The organism is Embleya sp. NBC_00896 (assembly GCF_045207785.1).
Lineage (GTDB): Bacteria > Actinomycetota > Actinomycetes > Streptomycetales > Streptomycetaceae > Embleya.
In genome coordinates this window covers 22,359-37,952 of sequence record NZ_CP108776.1, presented here as the reverse complement: position 1 = coordinate 37,952, position 15,594 = coordinate 22,359, and the positions used below count along the sequence as shown (strand labels likewise).

11 protein-coding genes and 2 pseudogenes are annotated in these 15,594 nt (G+C 69.8%); 8 read left to right on the top strand and 5 right to left on the bottom strand.

Annotated features, from left to right (window positions below):
• The first annotated feature begins 474 nt into the window (after nucleotides 1–474).
• Complete coding sequence (locus OG928_RS00180) at nucleotides 475–1,887, top strand: oxygenase MpaB family protein (protein WP_406277228.1); 1,413 nt, start codon at nucleotides 475–477, stop codon at nucleotides 1,885–1,887.
• A 9-nt stretch (nucleotides 1,888–1,896) separates the two neighbouring features.
• Here OG928_RS00180 and OG928_RS00175 read toward each other — a convergent pair.
• Nucleotides 1,897–2,702, bottom strand: a protein-coding gene (locus OG928_RS00175) for an IS5 family transposase (RefSeq protein WP_406290693.1) whose coding sequence is annotated in 2 segments (ribosomal slippage) — nucleotides 1,897–2,372 and nucleotides 2,372–2,702 — 807 coding nt in all. Because the reading frame shifts where the segments join, the coding sequence is not laid out codon by codon here.
• Between the two features lie 261 nt (nucleotides 2,703–2,963).
• Here OG928_RS00175 and OG928_RS00170 point away from each other — a divergent pair.
• The 3 genes from OG928_RS00170 (at nucleotide 2,964) to OG928_RS00160 (ending at nucleotide 5,161) form a co-directional block, all read left to right on the top strand.
• Nucleotides 2,964–3,893: a hypothetical protein gene (locus OG928_RS00170; protein ID WP_406277225.1), complete on the top strand. Its 930-nt coding sequence runs from the start codon at nucleotides 2,964–2,966 to the stop codon at nucleotides 3,891–3,893.
• Nucleotides 3,894–3,896: 3 nt separating this feature from the next.
• Nucleotides 3,897–4,568, top strand: coding sequence for a hypothetical protein (locus tag OG928_RS00165; protein ID WP_406277222.1), 672 nt, complete (start codon nucleotides 3,897–3,899; stop codon nucleotides 4,566–4,568).
• 107 nt (nucleotides 4,569–4,675) lie between these two features.
• Nucleotides 4,676–5,161: a hypothetical protein gene (locus tag OG928_RS00160; RefSeq protein WP_406277219.1), complete on the top strand. Its 486-nt coding sequence runs from the start codon at nucleotides 4,676–4,678 to the stop codon at nucleotides 5,159–5,161.
• Nucleotides 5,162–5,188: 27 nt separating this feature from the next.
• Here OG928_RS00160 and OG928_RS00155 read toward each other — a convergent pair whose 3' ends face one another.
• Nucleotides 5,189–5,548 (bottom strand): hypothetical protein, encoded by a 360-nt coding sequence (locus tag OG928_RS00155; protein ID WP_406277216.1) that lies wholly within the window; start codon nucleotides 5,546–5,548, stop codon nucleotides 5,189–5,191.
• A gap of 834 nt (nucleotides 5,549–6,382) precedes the next feature.
• On the opposite strand from OG928_RS00155, the gene OG928_RS00150 reads away from it, so the two are divergent.
• On the top strand, nucleotides 6,383–7,198 hold the full coding sequence (locus tag OG928_RS00150) for an IS5 family transposase (RefSeq protein WP_406290691.1): 816 nt from the start codon (nucleotides 6,383–6,385) through the stop codon (nucleotides 7,196–7,198).
• A gap of 713 nt (nucleotides 7,199–7,911) precedes the next feature.
• On the opposite strand, the pseudogene OG928_RS00145 reads toward OG928_RS00150, so the two are convergent.
• From OG928_RS00145 to OG928_RS00135, 3 genes and pseudogenes are all read right to left on the bottom strand, one after another.
• A pseudogene (locus tag OG928_RS00145) lies at nucleotides 7,912–10,164 on the bottom strand (IS4 family transposase); the annotation flags it as partial.
• 270 nt (nucleotides 10,165–10,434) lie between these two features.
• A pseudogene (locus OG928_RS00140) lies at nucleotides 10,435–10,719 on the bottom strand (transposase); the annotation flags it as partial.
• 47 nt (nucleotides 10,720–10,766) lie between these two features.
• Nucleotides 10,767–10,997: a hypothetical protein gene (locus OG928_RS00135; protein WP_406277213.1), complete on the bottom strand. Its 231-nt coding sequence runs from the start codon at nucleotides 10,995–10,997 to the stop codon at nucleotides 10,767–10,769.
• Between the two features lie 52 nt (nucleotides 10,998–11,049).
• Here OG928_RS00135 and OG928_RS00130 point away from each other — a divergent pair, with 52 nt between their 5' ends.
• The 3 genes from OG928_RS00130 (at nucleotide 11,050) to OG928_RS00120 (ending at nucleotide 15,572) form a co-directional block, all read left to right on the top strand.
• Nucleotides 11,050–11,211 (top strand): hypothetical protein, encoded by a 162-nt coding sequence (locus tag OG928_RS00130; protein WP_406277210.1) that lies wholly within the window; start codon nucleotides 11,050–11,052, stop codon nucleotides 11,209–11,211.
• Nucleotides 11,212–11,853: 642 nt separating this feature from the next.
• Nucleotides 11,854–14,361: a SpoIIE family protein phosphatase gene (locus OG928_RS00125; protein ID WP_406290689.1), complete on the top strand. Its 2,508-nt coding sequence runs from the start codon at nucleotides 11,854–11,856 to the stop codon at nucleotides 14,359–14,361.
• An 83-nt stretch (nucleotides 14,362–14,444) separates the two neighbouring features.
• Nucleotides 14,445–15,572: a substrate-binding domain-containing protein gene (locus OG928_RS00120; RefSeq protein ID WP_406277207.1), complete on the top strand. Its 1,128-nt coding sequence runs from the start codon at nucleotides 14,445–14,447 to the stop codon at nucleotides 15,570–15,572.
• The last annotated feature ends 22 nt before the right edge of the window (nucleotides 15,573–15,594 follow it).

Below are 15,594 nucleotides of genomic sequence, written 5' to 3'. Positions count from 1 at the left end.
GTCCGCCATTGGGGAAATTCGTGGCCGCCGGCGGGGCGACAAATGACCGCCTATGGGAGCTTTCCGCGACCGCCGTCAAGCCATGCCACGGACCGTCCGGCCTTGTTGCCAGTGCCTTTGAGACCCCACACGCGACCGCAGCATGACCGTCCACGTGGTGGCCCGCCTCCGGCGCCGTTGCCTCCCGTGATCAACACCAACTGCCGGATACGTCAGCTGCCGCTCAAAAAATCCGTGGACAAATGCTGCTCTTGGAAGCGAACAGAGCCACAGGTCCGGTGCCGTGTGGTGTTCCAGCAAGTCGCCTTCGAATCACAACCTTGCGAGGGTATCGCCCGTGTGGGTGAGGCCGGGGCCGTCGGTTGGCTCGTTGAGTTGAGTGGATGGCCGCATTTTCGATCGTCCCCCGGTCCGTTCCTGGTACGCGTTTGGAGACGTCCCTTGCCTACCGATGCTCTTCCCGGTCCTGAGTCGTTGTTGCGTCGCACGCTGGGGGAGTGGCGCATCGGGTTGGTGGCGTGGCGTCTGCTGGTGCTGCAGACCGCCGATCCGGCGGTTGCCGCCGGTATGGCGCAGTTCTCCACCTACCGGGCCCATCCCTGGCGGCGTGTCGAGCACACCATGGACAGTGGTAAGCGGCTGTTCTTCGCCGATCGGGAGGGACTGCGCAGCGAGGTCTCCCGCTTGGAGCGCACGCACCGCCGGCTTGCCGGAACCGACGATCACGGCAGGCCGTTCACCGCGCTGGACCCGGTGGTGAGGGTGTGGGTGCTGGTCACCTTGTACGAGTGCATGACGGCGATGCGGGAGCTGTCCGGGCACCCTCTCACACCGTCTGAACTGGCTCGGATCTACGGCGAATTCCGGACAGTGTGCGCGGAGTTCGACCTACCGGACGAGCTGTTCCCGGCGACGGCCGCGGATGTGCCCGCGTACATGGACCGCACCATCGTGGACCGCCTCGAGTACAGCGAGGCGGTGCGCTACCTGCTGTTCGACATCCTCAGGGAGGCACCGGCGCCGCGCCGCCTGGGCCGCCTGAAGCCGGCCTGGCCGCTCCTGCGTACGGTGGCCGCCTACGTGGTGCGCGAGCTGACCATCGCCGACCTCCCCGCAGCCTTCCGGGAACGCTTCGACCTGACCCGCACCCGCCGCGCGGCCCTGCTCTCCTTCACGCTGCACCGCGGCATGCGCTTGGTGATGAGCGCGCTGCCCGAGCACCGGCGCTACCGCACCCCACTCCACGGCATCCCGTCGACACCTCAGTCACCCACCGCCGACGCCGGACGCCCGTCCTCGCCGCCCTCCAGCCGGGTCCGGCTTCCCGCGCCGCGACGGCGCAAAGGAGGCGACAGCCGTCCGGCGCGCCTGCGGACGTTCTTCCGCCAAGTTTTGGACCAGACCGGCGACGGGCGTATCGGCTCCGCCGACCTGCAGGCCATGGCGCACAACGTGTGCTGGCCGCTGGAACTCGACCCCGAGCGGGAAGGAAACGTCTACGCCGCGTTCGAGACGTGGTGGCAGCACTTGCGCGCCGGCATGGACGCCGACGGTGACGGACACGTGACTTGCGAGGAGTTCGTCACCGCCATGCTCGCCGGTATCGACACGAGCCCTGCCTACCTCGAGCAGGGGCTGCATGTCGCGGTGCGGGCCGTCTTCCACGCCGCGGACGCCGACGGCAGCGGACACCTGTGCGCGGATGAGTACCGCACGATCTTCGGCGGCTCCCGGGTCCATCCCGCCGAACTCAACCACGGCTTCCGCCAGCTCGACATCGACGGAGACGGCCGTATCACCGAAGACGAATTCGTCCAAGCCTTCACCGAGTACTTCACCGCCCGCACCGACAACACGGCCGGCAGCCAACTCCTCGGACGCCCGTAAGGGCTTGTCTCACGTGGTGAGTTTGGCGAGTTTCTTGTAGCAGGGGAGGGCTGCTGCGAGGCCGAGGAAGGCGAGGAAGTGGCTGCCTTTGCGTTCGTATCGGACGGTGAGGCGGCGGTAGCCGAACAGCCGGGCGATGGTGCGTTCGATCTTCCAACGGTGCCTTCCGAGTCGTTCGGAGGACTCGACGCCTGGGCGGGCGATCCGGACGACGATGCCGCGTTCGCGCAACCAGGCCCTCATGTCCGCCGAGTGGTACGCCTTGTCGGCGCGGAGTTTGACGGGCCGCCGACGACGCGGTCCGCGACGGGACCGCACGGCCGGTATTCCGCGCACCAAGGGCTTGAGCGCCAGGATGTCGTTGGTGTTTGCCGCGGACACCCCGACCGTCAGGGGGATGCCCCGGGCGTCGGACAGTACGTGCAGTTTGCTGCCGGGTTTGCCGCGGTCGACCGGGTTCGGCCCGGTCGGCGCACCCCCCTTTTCGCCCGCACCGACGCGGCGTCCGCGACCGCCGAGGTCCAGTCCAACTCGCCGCGGGCACCCAACCGGTCGAGCACAGCCCGATGCCGCCGCCGCCACAGCCCCGCTTCGGTCCATGTCGCGAACCGGCGGTGCGCGGTCGCCGGCGACACCCCGAACGTCGGGGGGAGATGCCGCCACGCGCACCCGCTGGTCAACACGTACACCACGGCGGTGAAGACCGCCCGCTCGTCCACCGGCGCGGTTCCGCCGCCCTGCGGACGCGGCCTGAACGGCGGCGGCAAGGGCGCCACCAGATCCCACAGTTCGTCAGGAACCAGCCGCTGCGACAGATCAACACCCACCAAGAGCCATCATGCCGCAGCTCGCGAACTCACCACGTGAGACATGCCCTTAGGGGGTGTTGCGAGGAATTACTCGTCCGCGGGGACGTCGAACCAGCCGATCAGCGCGGACCGGTCATCGCAGAGCGCGCGGGCGGCCCGGTCCGTCGCGGCCGGCGACCGGGCCCTGACCGACCGAGCCCGGGAGGCAACGGCCGGGTTGAGGGAAGACCGTCGTCATGCGGCCCCTGACTCGCGGTAGCCTCCCGCATGGGCATGATGACATGGCATCAGACGGGGAAGGCCCAACGGCTCAGGCGGTTTCTGGCTTCGCTCGCGCTCACCGTGCCACTGGCACTGGGCGGCGTCGCGGGGCCTGCTGTCGCCGCGCGGTCCACCCCCGACGAATTGTGCGCGGCGCAGAAGGCCGCCAGGGAATCCCTCGAAGCGCAGATATCGCAGCACAATGCGCAACCGCATACATTCACGCTGCCGAACGAACAGGCCGCGTACGCCGTGTACAACGCCGAGGCCGACCAGCTCAACGGGCAAAGGGACGCGGTTGCCCAGCAGTTGTTGGACTGCCTGCTCGCGATGCAGAAGCTGGCGGACCCCGGCAACGGCGGGGCGGGGCTGTACGCCCCGTCGAAAGGCGTCATCGACGAACTGACGAAGGCGATCGCCGGATTGCCCGCGGACTGGAAAGCGCCCGCCGGCCCGGACTCCAAGGGCTACTGGCGGGTCCCCAAGACCGACAAGGCACGGCCCCTGTTCGACACACTGCGCAAGGACAACCCGCCGGACGTCGGCGACGTCAAGTTCCAAGGCGCGGCCCGTCCGAAGGTCGGCGACGTGGACCCGGCCTACCCCGCCGGTTCGCAACGCGTGATCGGCCCGAGCAAGAACGGCGCCGGGCCGGGCGTGTCGGCGGACCACATCGTGCCGCTGGCCGAGATCATCAGCATGCCGGGGTTCACCAAGCTCACCCCGCAGAACATGTACGCGATCACCCGCGCTCCGATCAACTTCCAGTGGCTGTCGTACGCCGCGAACTACTCGAAGTCCTCACGGTCCGCGGCGGCGATCACCGGCGTGGACCCGGCGTGGGCGGCCCAGGCGACCCAACTGGAGATCCAGGCGCGGCAGGATCTCCGGGACCTCATCCAGCAGTTGCTCAAGACCCAGCTCAACGGAGGTTGACCGGTGGAATTGCAGCCGATCGCCGATACGCTTGCCGCCTGGCCGGCGGCGTTCGCCACGCCGGACGACGCCGACCGGGTCCCGCCCGCATGGGCCCCGATCGCCGAGGCGGCGGACCCCGCGGAACGCGTCCGCGTCGCACTCGCCCGCTGGAACGACGGGTTCCTCGACTTCGTGCCGAAGTTCGCGGCAGCGCTTCGCACCCGGTGCGCCGACGTCCGCGTCGCGTTCACCGGCGCCGAGCCGGTGCTGGTCTACGTGCTGGAAGGCCCGGACGGCGGGCCCGTCTCGTGGGTCGGCCACCACCCGACCGCGTTCGAGCAGCCGCCGTTCTGGGACGAGTGCTTCCCCGCCCCGGTGCAGGACTTCCTACGCGAGGTGCACGCGGGCTTCGCGTCGCAGGCGCCGACCTCGTACGGGATCGCCCCTCCCGCCCTCATGGCCACACTCGCCGACCTGGCGGGGCTCCCGGAGGGGATCCCCGACTGGGACGAGGACGCCGACATCGCCTCGACCCGCCTGTTGCGCGTCTGCGGCGACAGCGGCAGCCTCGACTACTGCCTCTCACCCGATCTCCCGGTCGGGGAAGTCGCCCTGGTCTACCAAGGCGACATCGACCCACAGGACTTCGGCGCCGCGCTCGACGAGTTGATGACGCGCCGCCTCGAGCCCTGAATCCCCCAGAGAACAATGGGAGTTGCCGAATGGCCCCAGCATTCGAGCACGATCGCGTCACTCCTCCGCAGCCGGACACACCCACCGCGTCCGCCGCTTCAGCGTGTATGAGACATCGCCGGCACGCCCGGCGCCGACTCTTCGGGATCACCGCCGCGGCGGTCGTCGCGGCCACGGTGGTCTCTGGCTGCAAGCTGATACCCGGGAAGTCGTCCGACGACGCGAAGCCCAAGATCACCACGACGATCACCGACTTCGCCAAGGCGGTCGACCTTGGCGACGTGCCGACGATGACGAGCCTGCTGTGCCCCGAGGAGGCAGAGAGCCTCGCCGACAACGAGAACATTCCCGCGACGGAGTCGGGCGCATCGGGCGCACCCGCGGCCCCCGGTGCGACACCGATCGCGATCGAGGTGTCGTCCATCCGGGTCGACGGCGACAAGGCCACCGCCGTCGTCAAGCGTCCCCAACTCCCGCCCGCGACCGTGGAGTTGGTGCGGTTGGACGGCAAGTGGAAGCTGTGCATGCCGCGGAACACCGCCGGCGTACCACAGCCGGGGTCGCCGTCACCCCCCTCGCCGTCCTCTTCATGACTGACGACTGACGCGCTGGACGCGTGGTCACAGCAGGACAAGGGACGGCTGCGTGCGCGAAGCCGTCCTGACGGACAACGTCCTTTGGTGTGGTTTCGGTTCGGTCGTGGCGTCGTACAGTTCCCCGAGCAGGGAGGACGTGTTCCGGTACAGCAGGTTGCTCGCGGGCTCGGAATCCTCTCGGACCGTGCCCTGTTCCCACGTTCCCGTGTTCGCGCGTCGGTAGACGTTGCCGCCGATGTACACCGCCTCCTCCGTGACGGTGTCCCCGTCGGCCTTCTTGATGCGGGCGCCCGCGCCGCGGACGATGCGGTTGTCCTCGACGTGGGTGGGTTCGCCCGGCCGCCGGACGGTGACGACCAGCCGGAACGAGCGTGCGGCCCGCACGGTTTCGAGCGCCTTCCGGAGACTTCCGGCCGGGGTATCACGCGCCTGGGTCGTCGAGCCCGTCGCCATGCCGGACGGCGGGTTCGCGGTCACCCCCGCAGAGGCGGCCACTGACGGGGCACCGGCGGCCGTCGGATGCTGCCCCGAGGCCGTGGGCCTGGCACCGTCGGACGACGCGACATCATCCGAACGGGTCGACGAACAACCGGCCAGACACGCCGTCACAATCAACGCGACAGGCAAGACAACTCCGCGCATGAACACTCCCGGGACGACGCGAGCGCCGAGCAGTTCGGCAACAGGACCCCTCCCGATCGCTCGCGCCCCCCGCGCCCCGAGGGCGCGGCGTCGGCGATGGGGGACCGCCAGAGACTACGGCCAGGCCAACATGGCCTCGCCGGTGGGGTGATCGGCCCGAAGAGGCGCGAGGCGCGCAGCTGTTGGTCGGTTGTCGGTGGGCGTACCGCGGCCCCACACTCCTTCGGAAAGGAGTGCGGGGCCGCGGTTGTCGCTGTGGGCTTGTGGGCTTGTGGGCCTGTGGGGGTTATGGGGTTATGGGGTGAGTAGCCGTTGTCTTACCGAAGTTGGTGTCGGTTTATAGGACTTGGCCTCTCGTTGGGGTGATACCGACGTCATCCGTGCATGAAGACAGGGCCTCTTGGAATCTCGGTGGTTGTCTACGCCGAACGAGAGGTCCAGGAGGCCCTGTTGCCACGGTTGTACGCGGTCGCGGCGGGCACGTCCAATCTGTTCCACCGGGAGTGTGACTGCCTCGCGCATGTGTACGGGAACGCGGGCGCCCGGCCGGGCCGGGCGCCCGCGTATCCGTCGGACATGACGGACGCCGAGTGGCGTGTTGTGCGGGCGGCGTTGCCGGTGCCGGCGTGGTTGGAGGGCCGGGGCGGGCAGCCGGAGGCGTACTGCCACCGCGAGATGCTCGACGCGGTCCGTTACCTGGTCGACAACGGCGTCAAGTGGCGTGCGATGCCGGCGGACTTCCCGCCCTGGGACCGCGTCTACGCGTTCTTCCGCCGCCGGCGTGACCAGGGCCTGGCCGGCGAACTCCACGACCGGCTGCGCTCGCGGTGCCGCGCCGAGGCCGGCCGGGACGCCGAGCCGACTGCGGGGATCGTCGACTCCCAGTCGGTCAAGGCCGCCGCTACGGTCCGTTCCGACAGCCGCGGCTTCGACGGCGGCAAACTCATCAACGGCCGCAAACGGCACATCGTCGTCGACACGCTCGGCCTGCTGCTTCAGGTGCTGGTCACCGGGGCCGACACCACCGACCGCGCCGCAGCCTGCACCCTGCTCGCCCGAATCCGGGCCCGGCACCGCCGCATCCGGCTGGTCTGGGCCGACGGCTCCTACACCGGGCCCCTGGTCGACTGGGCGGCCGACGCATTGGACATCGCCTTGACGGTGGTCCAACGCCCCGACGGCGCCCGCGGGTTCACCGTGCTGCCGCGCCGTTGGGTGGTGGAGCGCACGTTCGGCCGGCTGATGCGCTCACGCCGCCTGGCCCGCGACTACGAAACCCTCCCCACCAGCAGCGAAGCGATCATGATGTGGTCGATGACGACGCTCATGACCCGGCGCCTGGCCCGCCGGGCCGCGGCACACCCGCGGCCCCAGCCTTCCGCGGCAGCGTGAACACCCCCGGCACCGGTTCGGCCAGCCACCCGCGAGCCACCAGCCGCTTCGCCTTCGACCGCACCCCCTCCACCTTCCCCGGCACCGGCTCCAACCCCAGCCCACGGGCCAGATCCTTCACCCGCACCCCCGCCACGGCCTCGGGAGCGTCCGCCAACTCCACGATCTGCCGATAGACCGGCGCCAACACCTCCACCGACACCCCCTCCCGCCGATGCGGCACCACCGAACCGGCCACCGCAGTCTCCACAACGCGCGGCCCGGTACCGCTCGACCTCGTCGATGCCGCGCCGGCCGAGGCCTCGGTTGAGGTCGCTGCCCGTGGCCGCCGCGAGCTCCTGGACCTCCGGATCGGTGATCTCGACGACGACCACCCTGGGCCGTGCGATCAGGCCCATGCGGGCCGCGGCGGCGAGTTCGAGGCGGTGGATCACCGGGCCGTAGATCGTCTCGTCGTCCATCGATGCGACCGCGTGCGCCGACAGGGCCGAGTGCACGGGCCGCCCGCCCCGCACGCGAACAGGCCGATCGTCGTCCCCGCCTTCGTTGTCCCGCTCCTCGGTCTCACCCCCGCCGGCCCGGTCGGTGGCGGGGTCGAGGTCCTCCCACGCGTCGTCTTGGGCCAGGGCCGGGGGCAGTTCGGGGTCGGCGTCCGACAACGTGGCTTCGCTGTAGGCGCTGTTCGCGGGCGGCTCCCACACTCGGGGTGTGGCGGTGAGGTAGAGGTGTCGTGCGGCGGGGAGTCGGGTGTTGTCGTGGACGGCGGCCCATTCCTTCCCGATGGATCCGCTGGTGCGGTGGGCTTCGTCGATGATCACGAGGTCGAATCCGGTCAAGGCCAGGCCGTAGGCGCGCTGGTGGGCGGTCAGGACGGCGCCGAGTGACTGGTAGGTGGCGTACACCGTCAAAGGCCCCGAGACGCCCGCCCACAGGGCGATTCGCGGGGCGCTGGTGGTACACCGCACCCCGGTCTCGGTCAGGGTGCGGTCGCCGGCCAGGGAGCACACGGCGATCTGGTTTCCGGCGGTGCGTCCGGCGGCCTGCCAGGCGGTGACGGTCTGGGTCAGCAGATCGAGAGTGGGCACCAGCACCAGCACCCGCCCGCGTGGGGCGAGGGCGGCGGCCACGGCGGCGGCGATCCTCGTCTTGCCGGTGCCGCAGGCCATCACCGCGGTGGCCCGCGCGCCGCCGTGCGGCCCGTCCGGGGCCGCGTCCACGTCGGGGTTCTCCAGGGCACGGACGATCGCGTCCACAGCCTCGCGCTGGTGCGGACGCAGTGGCGACACCGGCCGGCGCGTGGGATGTGGTGAGGTCTGGGACGGGAAAAGTGGCAAGGAATGCTGCATGGTTTCTCTCTTCGTGTCGCCGGCTCCCGGACCGTGGGCGTGCTGTCGTCTCGGTGTCGCTTCCGGTGGTACCGGCATTTTCGCGGGTGTCGCGCCTGGAGACTGAGCACGAGCACGCTGTTCGAAGTGTTCGTTACGCACATATCCGTGTGCCGTCGCCGGTGAGCGGGTGATCCGGATCTGGTAGACGGTTCGGGTGGACGGGGTTGGTTGATCGCGGCGCTTGGGGGCGTATTTGCTCTTCGGAGGTCTGCGTTGGCGGGGGGACTGGCGGGAGCGACGTTGCGGCAGCCGGTGACGGAGGAGTTCGTCGAGGAAGTCGGCGCGGGACTGCCGTTGCTGACGCGGGGTCAGTAGAGCGTTCGGTCGAGCGGTGCGTGCCCGGACGACGCGGATGGTGAAGGTGAACGAGATCCGATCGGGGTCGATGTGCCCGTGAGTGGCCGCGGCGACCTGCATCCGACACAGGATCTGATAGAGGACCAGGAACGCGTAGATCTCCTGTTCCACGCCTTCGGGACTGTGCGAACGCAGCACCGTGTCGGCTCCGCGCATGCGGGTCTTGAACTTCGAGTAGACGGTCTCCGATTCCCAGCGTTGCGCATACAGGCCTGCAAGGTCGACGGCCGGTGCCCGGCGGTGGTCGAGCAGCGTGGTCACCAACCGAAACGGCTCGACGCGTACCGATCCGTCCGCCCCGGTGACGGTCACGCTGTACTCGAGCACCCGGATGACGTGCCCTTGTGGGGGCACGTCGATCGGCCTGCCGTGAAATCGGGCCATCCCGTGCCGCCGACTCTCCGCCGGAGTCGGCATCACCGAGAGGAACGACCCGTCGGGCAGCGGCTCCACAACGAAGAACACCACGTTCTTCTTCACCCGCCACAACAGATCCACGCCGGTGTCCGCGCACCGGCCCCACAATGCGTGTCCGGCGAAGTTCCGGTCGGCCGGGAGCAGCATTCCCGGGCCGAGCGAGTCGACCATCCGTGCAGCGAGGACCGTTTCGGATACCGACGCGGCCGAGTCGAAGACCCCGTCGACGACCGCGTGGGTACCGCACTCGACGAGCATCATCAGCCGTACCAACGGATTGGATCCCAGGCTCGCGCCGTGTCGACGACCGGACCGGGCGACGGTTGCGACGGCCCGGGCGCGTGCGTCCGTGCCCGGGTTGTCCTCGTGATGGCCGTGGTGGCCGAAACGGCCGGCGTTCGCGTCGCTGTCGGGGACTTCCAACGTCGTACCGTCCCACGACACCACGCGCAGGCCGAACGCCTCGGCCCAGGGCGCCCGCTCGGGCGCCATCGGGCCGCGCACCCGGTCGAACAACGCCTTGAGCGGAGCGGCGCCCAGCCGTCGGCGGGCCTGCGTCAGGGCCGAACTCGTCGCCGCGAGGTATCCGCGGCTGCGACACAGATCGTGCAGGCCGCTCAGCAGGCTGCCCATGATCGACCGGTACCCCGGTGGGCGGAGACTGTCGGCTCCGCTGAACAGGCACATTCCCAGGACGAAATACACCACGGCGCGAGCCGGCAACTTGCGATGACGCTTCTCCCGCTTCCCGGTCTCCCGCAGCACCTCGTCGATCAACGAAGGTGGCAACTCGCCGGTCGGCACCCCCAGATCGATGTGGTCGCCGACACGGGCCCCTCATCCGCCTTCCGTGATGAAGGTCTGCCGGCCGGGTCGACCGCTTCGTCCACAGCGGGCACGCCACATTCGATGGGCAACGAGATTCCTTACGAACGAGCTGTCTTGTCGACCGCCCGTCCTACCATCGAAGACATTGCTGTGTTCGCCAAACCCTCGTACGTCCCCCGGGAACCCGCCGTTTTACAACATCACCATCACCGGCGACGGCACACGGATATGTGCGTAACTGAGCGGCATTGAAGCGGCCTTGAGGATCTCGTTCGCCCGCTTCAGCTCCGCGACTTCCTTCTTCAACGCCTTGACCTGCGCGGACTCCTCGCTGGTCGTCCCACGCCGCTGTCCTGCGTCGACCTGGTCCTGGCGGACCCATTTGCGCAGCGTCTCGTACGAGCCGATGCCCAGCTTCGTGCAGACCGCCTTGATTGCGGCGGACTCGGTCGGGTAGTCGCCGAGGACCTCGGCGACCATGCGCACCGCACGACGGCGTAGCTCGGGTGGATAGGAGGAGGGACGTGCCATGACTCGGTCCCTACACGTAATCGAGTCCCCACTTCACCCGGGGCGGTTCAGATACAGGTACGAAGAGCGAGCGCCTGGATGCGTGCCTGCAAGCGCTCACGGACGACAACCTCCTCCAGGTCGCCCAGTCCTTCCTCGACTCCCAGCGCGTGCCGAGTCGCGGGATGGAGAGGTTCGCGCTCGAGGATGCCGTCTGGGAAGCCGGGCCGGTGATGACGATCCCGGGCCGGGTGCGGCGCGAGGTTGCCCACGTGATCGACCTTGACGAGCTGATCCACCGCCACGACCGGTGCGGTTGTTGGAGCGCTTCTGGATTCTGGACGACGATCGATGGCGGCGTGGACCGGCTCGTCGACGACGAGCGTGCGGGCACTGATCCATCGACACGTGTTCCGCAATCCCGACTGGTCGGCGGAGGAACTGTTCGAGCGGCTGGGGGTGTTCGAGGTCGGAGACACGAGGTTCGGCCGCTTCCTGGAGGGGCGCGCGTGAAGTCCGCGACCCGGCAGCCGTTCGGAGCCGGGGCGACGAAGTCGCGGCCGACCGCCGCCGCGCGGGGCGCGGCCGGGACGGCGAGGGCGGTGCCCACGCGGCGGATGGTTCGAGACCGCCGGCCCATGCGCTCGGCAACGCGCGGAGCTGCCCGCACGATCGGGCATGGAGGCATGGCTCTGACCGCAACGCCTCATCGCCGAACGCAAGGTCCGGAGCGGTGGAAAAGGGAACTCGTCCTTGGCAGCGCCGTGTCCGCGCCGCCGTAACCAGTTCGCCGGTTCCAGAAAACAGCTGTGCGAACGGTGCGAGGGTGTCCAGCCTCGGATTACGACGATCGGGGCAAGCAGCTGCTGCGCCGCCTTACCGAACGTAACCAGGTGAAGGGTGGAGTCCGTAGGTGCGTGTGGAGGACAGCCCATCTCGCGGGAAAGTATAGCCGAATTCCCGAGTCGTCCTGTCTCCGCACCGATGGCGCCCTGAGCAGCAGGGTTACGCGCACACTGGAATGAGGCATGAGGTTGGAGGAGGCCATCCCGGCTTCATCTCGCCGTGATGGCCCGGGAAGTCCACCGTTGACCTACCGCTGAGAGGGCGTTGCCGACTGTGACAGAGCAAGTCTTGGCCTCCGCCGGGGTGGCGATGGTCGCCGTCTACATGGTGGACGAAGAGGCGCAGGGGCTGCGACTGACCGAGACGGTCGGGGAGAGTTCCGGCGCCGCGTACGGACTGTGGCCGTGGTACGCGCTGTCCGGGGGCTCGCCCGTCGCCGACGCGTTCCGCGCCGGTCGGCCGCTGTGGCTGTCCTCGGCCGAGACCGCAGCTCCGGGCGGCGGTGCGGGCGTGCCCGCGGCAGGCGCCTCGCTGGGCGCGCTGCCCCTCGACGTGGACGGCAGGCGCCTGGGGTGCCTGGTCGTGGTGGACCGCACGGGTGACGGCTTCGACGCCCAGCGGCGCGGCCTTCTGGAGCTGTACGCAGGCCAGGTCGCGGTGCGTGTCGAAGCCGGTTGCGCGGCGAGCGGAGGCTCCGAATCCGGCGGAGGCCTCGCCGGTGCGTCGGGCGGCTCGACCGACCACGGTCGAGTGCAACCCGACCTTCCAAGCGGCCTATCGGGCGGAGCAGCCGGCGGTGGAGCCGTCGGCGGCGCGGACGGAACCGCGGCGGTCGGCCGGAGACGGTCGGAGACGCGACTCGCCCCGGCTCTGGATGGCGACCGCGCCGGGTCCTTCACCCTGGTCCTGAGCACGGGGCGGATCCAGGCGGACGAGCACGTGCTCGACCTGGTCGGTATCGCCCCCGACGATTTCGACGGGCGGGTGGAGACTTTGTTGGCGCACACCGTCCCGGAAGACCTGCCCGCACTCATGTCGGTCGTCGAGCCGGGGCATGCGATGCCAGGCGGTCGGGAGCTGGAGTTTCGGATCCGCCGGTCCACAGGCGAACTGCGGTGGCTGCGGCTGCGCTGTCGTGTGCTGCTGGACCCCTCGGGCCGGCCGGACAGGCTGCTGGGCGTGCTCGTCGATGCCTCCCATCTGCGGTCGAGCACCGATGAGGTCTCCATGGTGCAGCGGCTGTCGGCCCTGCTGGCGACTGCCCTTGCCGTGCGGGATGTCGGCCGGAGCCTGGTGACCGCACTTCGAGAGCCGCTGGGGGCCGACCGGCTGGCGCTGGCGCAGTTGCACGGTGGCCGGCTGGTGGTCACCGTGCTGGACCCGCCGGAGCCGACGGCGTGGCCGGAGAACTGGCGCAGCGAGTGGCGGCCGGAGCGGCCCGACGCGCTGACCGGTGCCCTGCCGACGTTGACGGCCGCGCTCCGCGACGGCACCACATGCCTGTGGGCGACCAGTACCGGCCTCGAGCCCGGCCTCGACGGACTCGGCCGCGGTGGTCTCGCCGTACTGCCGTTGCCGTACGGCAACCGGGTGGTCGGCCTGTGCCTGCTGGGCTGGGACAAGCCTCACCGGTTCGGCACGGAGGAGCGCTCCCTGCTGACCGCCACCGCAGGTCTGGTGGGGCAGGCCCTCGTACGCGCCCGGGCGTTCGATGCCGAGCACGAACTCGCCGCGATGCTTCAGCGCAGCCTGTTGCCCCGCAAGCTCCCGTCGCTGCCTGGCTGCGTGACCGTCGCGCGCTATCTACCGGCGACTGCGGGCCTCGCGGTGGGTGGCGACTGGTACGACGTCATTCCGCTGTCGGACCGGTTCGTCGCGCTCGTCATCGGCGACGTGCAGGGGCACAGCGCCGAGGCCGCCACGGTGATGGGCCAGATCCGCACCGCGATCCGTGCCTACGCCGTCGAAGGCCACCCGCCCGACGTGGTCGTCTCGCACACGAACCGCCTGCTCGCCGGCATGGAGACCGACGCCTTCGCCACCTGCTGCTATGTGGCTCTGGACACGGAGGAGGGCGAGGCCTGGTTCGTACGGGCCGGGCACATGCTGCCGGTCGTGCGCGAGCCGGACGGCACGACCCGGGAGGTGGAGACCGAGGGCGGGCCTCCGCTCGGGGTGCTCCCGGACGCGGAGTTCCCGCTGACCACGGCTCCGCTGCCCCCGGGGTCGGTGCTTACGCTGCTCACCGACGGTCTGGTCGAGTCCTCCAAGCTCCTTCTGGAGGATGGTGTCCGGCGGGTCTGCGAAACGCTCTCGGCGGCGGATCCGTCCGACGTGGACCGGATGGCCGACGAGCTGATCCGCGGCGCCGAGGCCCGCGACGACGACGTGGCGCTGTTGCTCATGCGTTACGACGGGCTGACCGCGCGCCCGCGGCGCGCCGGCTGGGCGGTGTGGCGGCTACCCGATGCGATCATGCACGCGCGCCGCTTCACCGCGCGCACGATGCGTGCCTGGCAGGTGACCGAGGAGACCGACGCGATCCTGCTCATCGTTTCCGAACTGGTTACCAACGCCGTGGCGCACACCCAGGGCGAAGTACGCCTCGACCTCACGCTCGCCGGCGATCGCCTCCGGGTCGCGGTGAGCGACTCCTCGCCGCGCGCACCCGTCAAACCGGCCAGCGTCGACTGGGAGGTGACCGGCGGTCGGGGCCTGTTGCTCGTCGAGGCGATGTCGGAGGCGTGGGGCTCGGTGCCGCTGAGCGGCGGCAAGCAGGTGTGGGGGGAGGTACTCCTTCCCCCACGGGGGGCGTGAGGCGCGACAGGCTGGAACGGCCTGCCACCGGACGGCGGGGGTATTGTCGGATCAGGTGTCCTGATGTTCCCTGGATGGTTGCCATGAAGCGACGACACGGCCCCGCACGAGGCGCTGTCGGGCGTGCCGTCGTGGCTGCCGCAGTGGCGTCCCTCATCGCCGGTCTGGCCGCCTGCGGCACGCTGGAACCGGTCGCGGCACCGAGCGGTGGTGACTCGGGCACGGGGGGCTTCTCCGTCGGCCTGCTGCTCCCCGACACCCACACCGCGCGCTGGGCCGCCTCCGACAAGCCCCTGATCCAGGCGAAGGTCGGGCAGCTGTGCCCCGACTGCGTGGTCAAGTACGCCAACGCCTCGGGGGATGTGGCCACCCAGCAGCAGCAGATGGATTCCATGATCGCCAGCGGGGTACGAGCAATCATCCTCGACCCGGTCGACTACAAGGCGCTGCGCTCCTCGATCACACGGGCGCATGACGCGGGCATCCCGGTGGTCTCGTACGACCGCCTCGCGGAAGGTCCCATCTCGGCGTACTCCGGTTACGATTCGGAGCAGATCGGCAGGCTCCAGGCCGAGGCGCTGCTCACGGCGATGGGGCACGGGACGCACGAACCGCAGATCGTGATGATGAACGGCGACCCCACCGACCCGAACGCCGCAGCTCTACAGAGGGGTGCGCTCTCCGTCTTCAAGGGCAGGGCGAAGATCGTCAAGTCGTACTACACCGCCGGGTGGATACCGCAGAGAGCCTTCACCAACATGTCCGCCGCTATCGCGCAGGTGGGCCCGGACCGTCTCGACGGCGTCTATTCGGCGAACGACGGCCTCGCCTTCGGCGTCCTCACCGCCCTCAAGGCCGCCGGCGTCAAGCCGCTGCCGCCCATCACGGGCCAGGACGCCAACCGCGAAGCCGTGCAGCGGATCGTTGCGGGCCAGCAGTACGTCACCGTCTACAAATCCTTCGTCTCCGAGGCCGAGGCCGCCGTCGAGATGGCACTCGCCCTGGGCCGCGGCGCGTCCATCGACGCGATCGCGAAAGACCGTGTCGGCAACGACACCAGCAGCGCGATACCCGCCGTTCTGGGTCCCCTGACGCCCGTGACCGTCGACACCATCGAGAGCACCCTCGTCAAGGACGGCGTGTACACGATCGCGCAGATCTGCACCCCGGATCTCCGGGCCGCCTGCCGGAAGGCAGGACTCACCACCTAGTCGCCACCGGTCGCGGCGAAGG

Bases quoted from the DNA above. Each gene is read 5' to 3' on its own strand.
- OG928_RS00170 (WP_406277225.1), top strand. From the start codon at position 2,964: ATGGGCATGATGACATGGCATCAGACGGGGAAGGCCCAACGGCTCAGG.
- OG928_RS00160 (WP_406277219.1), top strand. From the start codon at position 4,676: ATGAGACATCGCCGGCACGCCCGGCGCCGACTCTTCGGGATCACCGCC.
- OG928_RS00150 (WP_406290691.1), top strand. From the start codon at position 6,383: ATGACGGACGCCGAGTGGCGTGTTGTGCGGGCGGCGTTGCCGGTGCCG.
- OG928_RS00130 (WP_406277210.1), top strand. From the start codon at position 11,050: ATGGCGGCGTGGACCGGCTCGTCGACGACGAGCGTGCGGGCACTGATC.
- OG928_RS00125 (WP_406290689.1), top strand. From the start codon at position 11,854: ATGGTCGCCGTCTACATGGTGGACGAAGAGGCGCAGGGGCTGCGACTG.
- OG928_RS00120 (WP_406277207.1), top strand. From the start codon at position 14,445: ATGAAGCGACGACACGGCCCCGCACGAGGCGCTGTCGGGCGTGCCGTC.